This is a genomic window from Stieleria sp. (genome assembly GCF_041595215.1).
GTDB classification, from domain to species: Bacteria; Planctomycetota; Planctomycetia; order Pirellulales; family Pirellulaceae; genus Stieleria; species Stieleria magnilauensis.
Window position 1 is genome coordinate 1 of sequence record NZ_JBFHKV010000431.1, and the last position, 6,503, is coordinate 6,503.

6 protein-coding genes and 1 pseudogene are annotated in these 6,503 nt (G+C 59.8%); 4 read left to right on the forward strand and 3 right to left on the reverse strand.

Translation table 11 applies throughout. The features are described 5' to 3' along the window. Positions 1-1,600 (reverse strand): DPP IV N-terminal domain-containing protein (locus tag ABX749_RS17075; protein WP_372897028.1); only part of this gene is annotated, 1,600 nt, incomplete at its 3' end. Positions 1,601-1,800: 200 nt separating this feature from the next. Here ABX749_RS17075 and bcp point away from each other — a divergent pair. Continuing rightward, positions 1,801-2,271 (forward strand): thioredoxin-dependent thiol peroxidase, encoded by a 471-nt coding sequence (bcp, locus tag ABX749_RS17080; protein ID WP_372897029.1) that lies wholly within the window; start codon positions 1,801-1,803, stop codon positions 2,269-2,271. Positions 2,272-2,538: 267 nt separating this feature from the next. Continuing rightward, positions 2,539-3,999: a glucose-6-phosphate dehydrogenase gene (zwf, locus tag ABX749_RS17085; protein WP_372897030.1), complete on the forward strand. Its 1,461-nt coding sequence runs from the start codon at positions 2,539-2,541 to the stop codon at positions 3,997-3,999. Between the two features lie 104 nt (positions 4,000-4,103). On the opposite strand, the gene ABX749_RS17090 is transcribed toward zwf, so the two are convergent. Continuing rightward, positions 4,104-4,331 carry a zinc ribbon domain-containing protein gene (locus ABX749_RS17090; protein ID WP_145209390.1) on the reverse strand — a complete coding sequence of 76 codons (228 nt, stop codon included), beginning with the start codon at positions 4,329-4,331 and terminating at the stop codon, positions 4,104-4,106. Between the two features lie 205 nt (positions 4,332-4,536). Between ABX749_RS17090 and ABX749_RS17095 the strand changes: the two genes are divergently transcribed. Beyond that, positions 4,537-5,205: an NAD(P)H-hydrate epimerase gene (locus ABX749_RS17095; RefSeq protein ID WP_372897031.1), complete on the forward strand. Its 669-nt coding sequence runs from the start codon at positions 4,537-4,539 to the stop codon at positions 5,203-5,205. A 110-nt stretch (positions 5,206-5,315) separates the two neighbouring features. Beyond that, positions 5,316-6,242 carry an SMP-30/gluconolactonase/LRE family protein gene (locus ABX749_RS17100; protein WP_372897032.1) on the forward strand — a complete coding sequence of 309 codons (927 nt, stop codon included), beginning with the start codon at positions 5,316-5,318 and terminating at the stop codon, positions 6,240-6,242. Positions 6,243-6,317: 75 nt separating this feature from the next. On the opposite strand, the pseudogene ABX749_RS17105 reads toward ABX749_RS17100, so the two are convergent. Next, positions 6,318-6,503, reverse strand: a pseudogene (locus ABX749_RS17105) (hypothetical protein); the annotation flags it as partial.

Consider the following 6,503-nt stretch of genomic DNA (forward strand, 5'->3'; position numbering starts at 1 on the left):
AGTCGACACGGCTGTGTGTTGCCACCACGAACCGCCCATCGGGCGAGAATTGAATGGAGTGGTCGCCGTCGGACTGGGTGATCGCCACCAACCCTTCGCCATCGAATCCGACGCGGACAAGATGCTGGTGGTACGGATCCTGGTCGTCGTAATAGTCCCCGACCATCAAATCCAACGTCCGGGCATCCTCATCAATCCGCACGATCTCACGCACCAACCAATCCCCCGACGTGATCGCATGCATGCCACCACTGACGTCACCGTCACTCGGGGAAGGTCGATCGCGTCGAGGGGAGGGCTCACCTTGGCTTACGTCCTCACGCTCGTCGTCCTCGCGGTCGGCATCCTCGCGGGCAGTATCCTCCCCAATCCCGTCCCACAAATCCACCAAATACAGGTGCCGATAGCCGCTCCGTTCGCTGGCATAGATCACCTCATCGGTGTTTTCCAAGTACGTGAACAATGGAACCTGCGGTCCATGCATGGTCCAAATGAATGTCGTCGAGGTTTCATCGATCACTGTCCGAACCGTCTGCTCCAGCGGATCGATCACAAACAACCGGACGCGTTGGTGTCCGCGATCCACTTTCTCGATCGCCAAATGATGTTCCCCGAACCAGCGGATTCGCGGTCGTCCAAAATCAATCTGCGGCAATTCGGTTTCCAGACGCTCGCCGGTTTCCGCATCAAACAGAAACAACTCAAACACGTCGTACTTGTCGCCCGGCAGCCGGTAGGGGCGGGCGCGGACTTTGGCTCGTCCACCACCGGCGGGCGATGATTCGATCGTGGTGGTCTCTGGCGGTTCGTTGCGTTCGACTTTCCAGGCGGCAATCACTGCCCCATCGGGCGACCAGGACGGAGACACGATGTCGTGGCCATCGATGGAGCCGAAGTCCAGGTCGATCCAGCGAGCCTCCTCGGCACCGTCAATCCGCAGTCGTACTCCGTTCGGCGAAGACTGCAATGCGGACATTCCGTCGGGCGATGGAATGCGGTCCCTGCCCCGGTCCGACCGGTTACGGCGTGATCGTGAGTCCCGAGACGACAGTGACTTCGGCGTTTCGAATTTCTCTTTGATCCGCGCCACAGTCGGCGGCGATTGGGCGATGGTGCTGCCGAAGAATTGGCCATCGGAGGCTTTCACCATCCAGGCGTGTCCGGCGAAGGTGTGCTGGGAATAGGATTGGCCAGGGGCCAAATCGCTGTAGGGTCGAGGTTTCCCGTTGGTGTCGATCCAAAACAGCTGCACCGTTTGGTCCGATTCATTGACGAACTCGACACTCGTCTCCAAGGCCGACGGCTGCGAGCGAGGCAGCGGCCCTCCGCGAAGTGCATCGTCGGGATCCAGATTGGAGCCGGGCTCGACCGTCGTGATCTCGCCCGTCGTGGCGTCGACCGATCGAATCGCCACCGATCCATCGGCTGCCTGCATGGTGAACGTGAACCGCGTGTCATCGATCCACTCGGGAACGATCCGCTGGTTGATCGTCCGGCTGCGTCCCCCCGAGTCACCCTCAGCAGCCGGCAGGGATTGCAAATTCACCAGGCCGCACCAGCCCAGTCCAAACACGACAAACACAAAGGCTGAAGCACGCAACGCAAAGACCCTCGACGACACCGAGAACGAATCGGACCAGACCGCAGTCTAGCTGCTGGATTCCTTTCCGAAATGGCCCTCGCTGAGACCGCCCTCACCCCCTGCCGACCTGTACGCCCTCCCGGTCTGGACATTTCGATACACTCCTTGAACACTTACCGACGCGACGATTCGTGTTTTTTCCTCAGAGGATTTCATCGATGGCTGATTGGCTCGAACCCGGCACCAAGGCTCCCGCATTCACACTGAAAGATGACCAGGGGGACAAGGTCAAACTGAGCGACCTCAAGGGTGGCCCCGTCGTGCTGTACTTTTACCCCCGCGACGACACGCCGGGCTGCACGAAAGAAGCCTGTGCGTTTCGAGACCGATATGACGAGATGAAGAAACTGGGCGCCCAACTGTTTGGCGTCAGCGCCGACTCCGCCGAAAGCCACACAAAGTTTCGTGACAAGTATTCGCTTCCGTTTCCGTTGCTGGTCGACGAGAAGCACGTGATGTTGGAAAAATATGGGGCCTGGCGCGAAAAGAACATGTATGGCAAGAAATCCATGGGGATCCAGCGCAGCACCTACCTGATCGATGCCGACGGCAAGGTCGCGAAGGTCTGGAAGCGGGTCAAGGTCGATGGTCACGACCAACAGGTGATCGACGCCTTGGCTGAACTTTAGGGCGGCCTGAATCGCCGTCTGCGCAGTGTTCGGCCGATTAGCGGGCCATGAAGAGCGTGGTTGGCGTGTAGCCGTTGGACCCGACCGGTCCGTCGTTTCCCCCTCGTCGCCTTGCCGAGTCGTCCCTCCCCACAACATCTGGGTTCAACCAGACGGCCACCTGTGGGGATGACGTCCCCTGGCACCGAGATTCTCTGCGAGCTACGCTTCGGGTGAACGCTCAGGCGTCGCGAACCCCATTCTCTCCGCGCTGCATTTGCCTTAGCCATGGCTCATACGATCGTCATTTTTGGTGCCTCGGGCGACCTGACAAGTCGCAAATTGATTCCAGCGCTCTACAGTCTGTTCAAAAAGGACAAACTGGACAGTGTGATGCGGATCGTCGGCGTCTCCCGGTCACAATTCGAGCACCAACAATTCCGCGATTCCCTCCGCGAGTCGACGGCGAAATTTGCCGGAAAACTGTTCGACGCGGAATCCTGGGACGAATTCAGTCAGCACGTCTTTTATCAGCCGGGTGACATCAAAGAAGCCGCCGACTTCGACGCCTTGGGAAAATTCCTGGACGAAATCGAACAGGGCGAAAGCGCCGGACGCGTGTACTACCTCTCGACGATGCCCCAGCTGTACGAGGAAGCCATCAAGCAACTCGGCGCAGCCGGACTGGCCGATGATGATGCCGGCTTCCGAAGAGTGATCATCGAAAAACCATTCGGAACGGACCTGGCGACCGCCCACGCACTGAATGATTCGATCCACAAGGTCTTTCGCGAAGACCAAATCTATCGGATCGACCACTACCTCGGCAAAGAAACCGTCCAGAACATCTTTGCGCTGCGATTCGCCAATTCGATCTTCGAACCGATTTGGAATCGCAACTATGTCGATCACGTCCAAATCACCGTCGCCGAAGAAGTCGTCATCGGCCGCCGGGCCGGCTACTACGACAGCGCCGGAATCATGCGAGATATGTTCCAAAACCATATCCTGCAATTGATGATGATCACCGCAATGGAACCGCCGGCAAAATACGATGCGGCGCTGGTGCGTGACGAAAAAGTCAAAGTGCTGCACAGCGTCCGCAAGATGACCGGCGGCGCGTTCGCATCCGACACCGTCCGCGGACAATACGCCGGCTACCTGAACGAAGAAGGCGTGCCCCCGAACAGCCAGACCGAAACCTACGCGGCGCTGAAACTGTATTGCGACAACTGGCGTTGGAAGGGCGTTCCGTTTTACTTGCGAAGCGGCAAAGGCATGTCGTGCCGGACCACTCAGATCGTGATCCAGTTCCGCCACGTGCCCCACATTCTGTTCGGTCAAAAAACACGTAGCCCCGTCGGCAATCGGCTGGTCATCCAAATCCAGCCCGCCGAAGGAATTCAGCTGCACTTCGAGTCCAAGGTGCCTGAAAGCGAGATGAAGACGCGAACCAGCACGCTGGATTTCGATTTCAACCAAACATCCAAAGGCGACATGCCCGACGCCTACCAACGGCTGCTGCTCGATGCCATCCTTGGCGATGCAAGTTTGTTTGCCCGGAGCGATGAAGTTGAATTGGCCTGGGGCATCGTCGACCCGATCCTGGCCGCTTGGCGCAGCCCCGCCGCGCCGGAGCTGTTCCAATACGAGCCCGGACTGTGGGGGCCGCCGGAAGCCAACGAGTGGATGGCCAATCAACACCATCGCGAATGGTTCGACGTTTGCCCGGTGCTGACGCACCCGTGACCCCGGCTGACCCACCCGTGACCCCGATGGGACCGGCAGTGAAGCAAGTGCTTCACCGCGTCACCCGGTTGCGCCACGCACCTGCCTCGTAGGCGACACCGCCGCTACTGGCAGATTCCGCCACAGCACCGCGGTGCCCCGCACGATTCGCCGCCCGAAGCCATCGGCAATGACCCGCTTGCGCCCTTCATATTCGGAGCCGCCGGGGCGCTCATCAATCGCGTCAGCTTGACGTTGCCGCACTCCGGGCACGAAACCGGCTCTTCCGCCGATCGGACGAGCAGCTCGACGGACTTGTCACATTTGGAACATTCGTATTCGTACAGTGGCATGATCAACCTCGATTATCACGTAATTTCTATCCCAGCACGCGGCGTCAGCCAGTGGCGCGTGACGGCATCATTAACATACCGCCCGCCCACGCTTCCCGCCTGCATCTCTGACCGCTCGGCCTCTCATTGGATATGATGGCTCGCTCACGTTTCTATTGTTGGTCGGCCATGACTCTTTGACAACCGGAACCGGATCGGGGGAACGATGAAACGAGAAGACGTCCGACGCGTCGATCAGATCGCGATCGAAGAATACGGAATGCTGGGATTGGTCCTGATGGAAAATGCGGGGCGTGGCGCGGCCGAGCGAATCGCCGCGTTGTGCCACGAAACACCCAGCGGTGCCAACCCGGTTTGCATCCTTTGCGGCCCGGGCAACAACGGGGGCGACGGCTACGTCATTGCCCGTCACTTGGAATTGCTCGGGTTTTCCGTCCACATCCTGTCGCTGGTCCCGCTGGATCGATTGACCGGCGACGCGAGTGCCAACGCTTCGATCGCGGCCCGGGCAGGACTGACCATCCAGATCGCCAAGTCCGACGAGGACCTGGATCGGTGGATCGCGGACGATGAAACCGTCGTGGACTGCCTGCTCGGCACGGGCGCGACGGGCGCGCCCAGAGGCCTGTATGGCGACGCGGTGACGCTGGCCAACAAACGGCGTGGGCTGAGAGTCGCCATCGACCTGCCCACCGGACTGGACTGCGACACCGGCACCCCCGCCGAAGTGACGTTTCGTGCCGACCTGACCGTCACCTTTGTCGCCGAAAAAGAAGGGTTTTCAAAGCCCGCAGCCAAACCCTGGCTGGGAACCGTGCAAGTCGTCGGCATCGGAGTCCCCCAAGCCTTGCTCAACGACTTCAAAGTGGCGTAAGCTTCCAGCTTGCGATCCGTGGCACAAGCTTCCAGCTTGCGATCATCCCAGTCCCAACTTCCCAGACTCGTCGAGGTTTTATTGTGGCCGAAGTCATCGAAGCAACGCCGTTGAACACCCCTGATTCGGACGCGCTGCGTTTTCTCCCCGAAGGCCCGTATCAAATCGCGCCGGGGGCGTTTTCCTGGGTGGGCATTCAACACGGCGCCGATGCGACCCACGGTAGCCTGAATCGCTACGACTTCGACAGCGGGAAAAACGTTTCACAAGACTTACCCGGCCGGCCGGGGTTTGCGTTCCCCTGCGAAACTGCGAATCGTTTTGTCGTCGGATGCGAACGTTCGCTAGGTTTTTTTGACATTGCGACCGAACAGTGGGAACCGTTCTGCGAAAACATCGACCATGACGTGACCAACACGATCATCAACGACGGCCTGGCCTATGAAGACAACCTGATCTTCGGAACCAAGGACCTGGAATTTGCCACCAAGAAGGCGGGGCTTTATCTGTACCGGGGACGCGACAAAAAATTGATCCGGCTACGCGACGACCAGATCTGCAGCAACGGCAAAGCAATCGTTCTCGATGGGGGACAACTCTCGTTGCTCGACATCGATTCGCCGACGCGTCAGGTCGTTCGCTATGGCGTGGACCTTGACAACGGAACCTTGACCGAACCCGACGTCGTGCTCGACCTGACATCGGACCCGGCGGTTCCTGATGGAGCGATCCTGACACCTGACGGCAGCGGGCTGATCATCGCGATGTTCTTGCCGCAATCGGCTGCCTTCGGAGAAACCAGGTTGTACGATTTGGCCAGCGGGGAGTGCCGAAAGGTCTGGCGCACTCCGCTTTCGCCACAGAACACTTGCCCGGCCCTCGTCGAACACGCCGGAACACTCAAATTGGTGATCACGACGGCTGTCGAAAATATGTCCGCCGACGACCGGGCGGTCTGCTCCAACGCGGGCAGACTATTCGTCGCCGACAGCGGGCTGGACGTTGGGGACTGGAGCCCACCGGTGTTCCAGGCATGATCCCGGCTTTCGCGGAAACGACGAGACGGCGTCTCCGCTCGGCCGCTTAAACCCGGCCCCACAACCCCGGCCCCCTCATATACTGACCGATCGCGACCGCGGCGCGTGATCGGCGCTTCCCACGTGGACCGGAGTCGCCTGGTCGTCGGTCGCGATGGGCAGCGTGAATTCAAACCACGCGCCGTCAGCACCATCAACCGTGTACAGCCTCCCCTGGTGTGACTCGATGATCGAACGACTGATCGCCAGCCCCATCCCCAT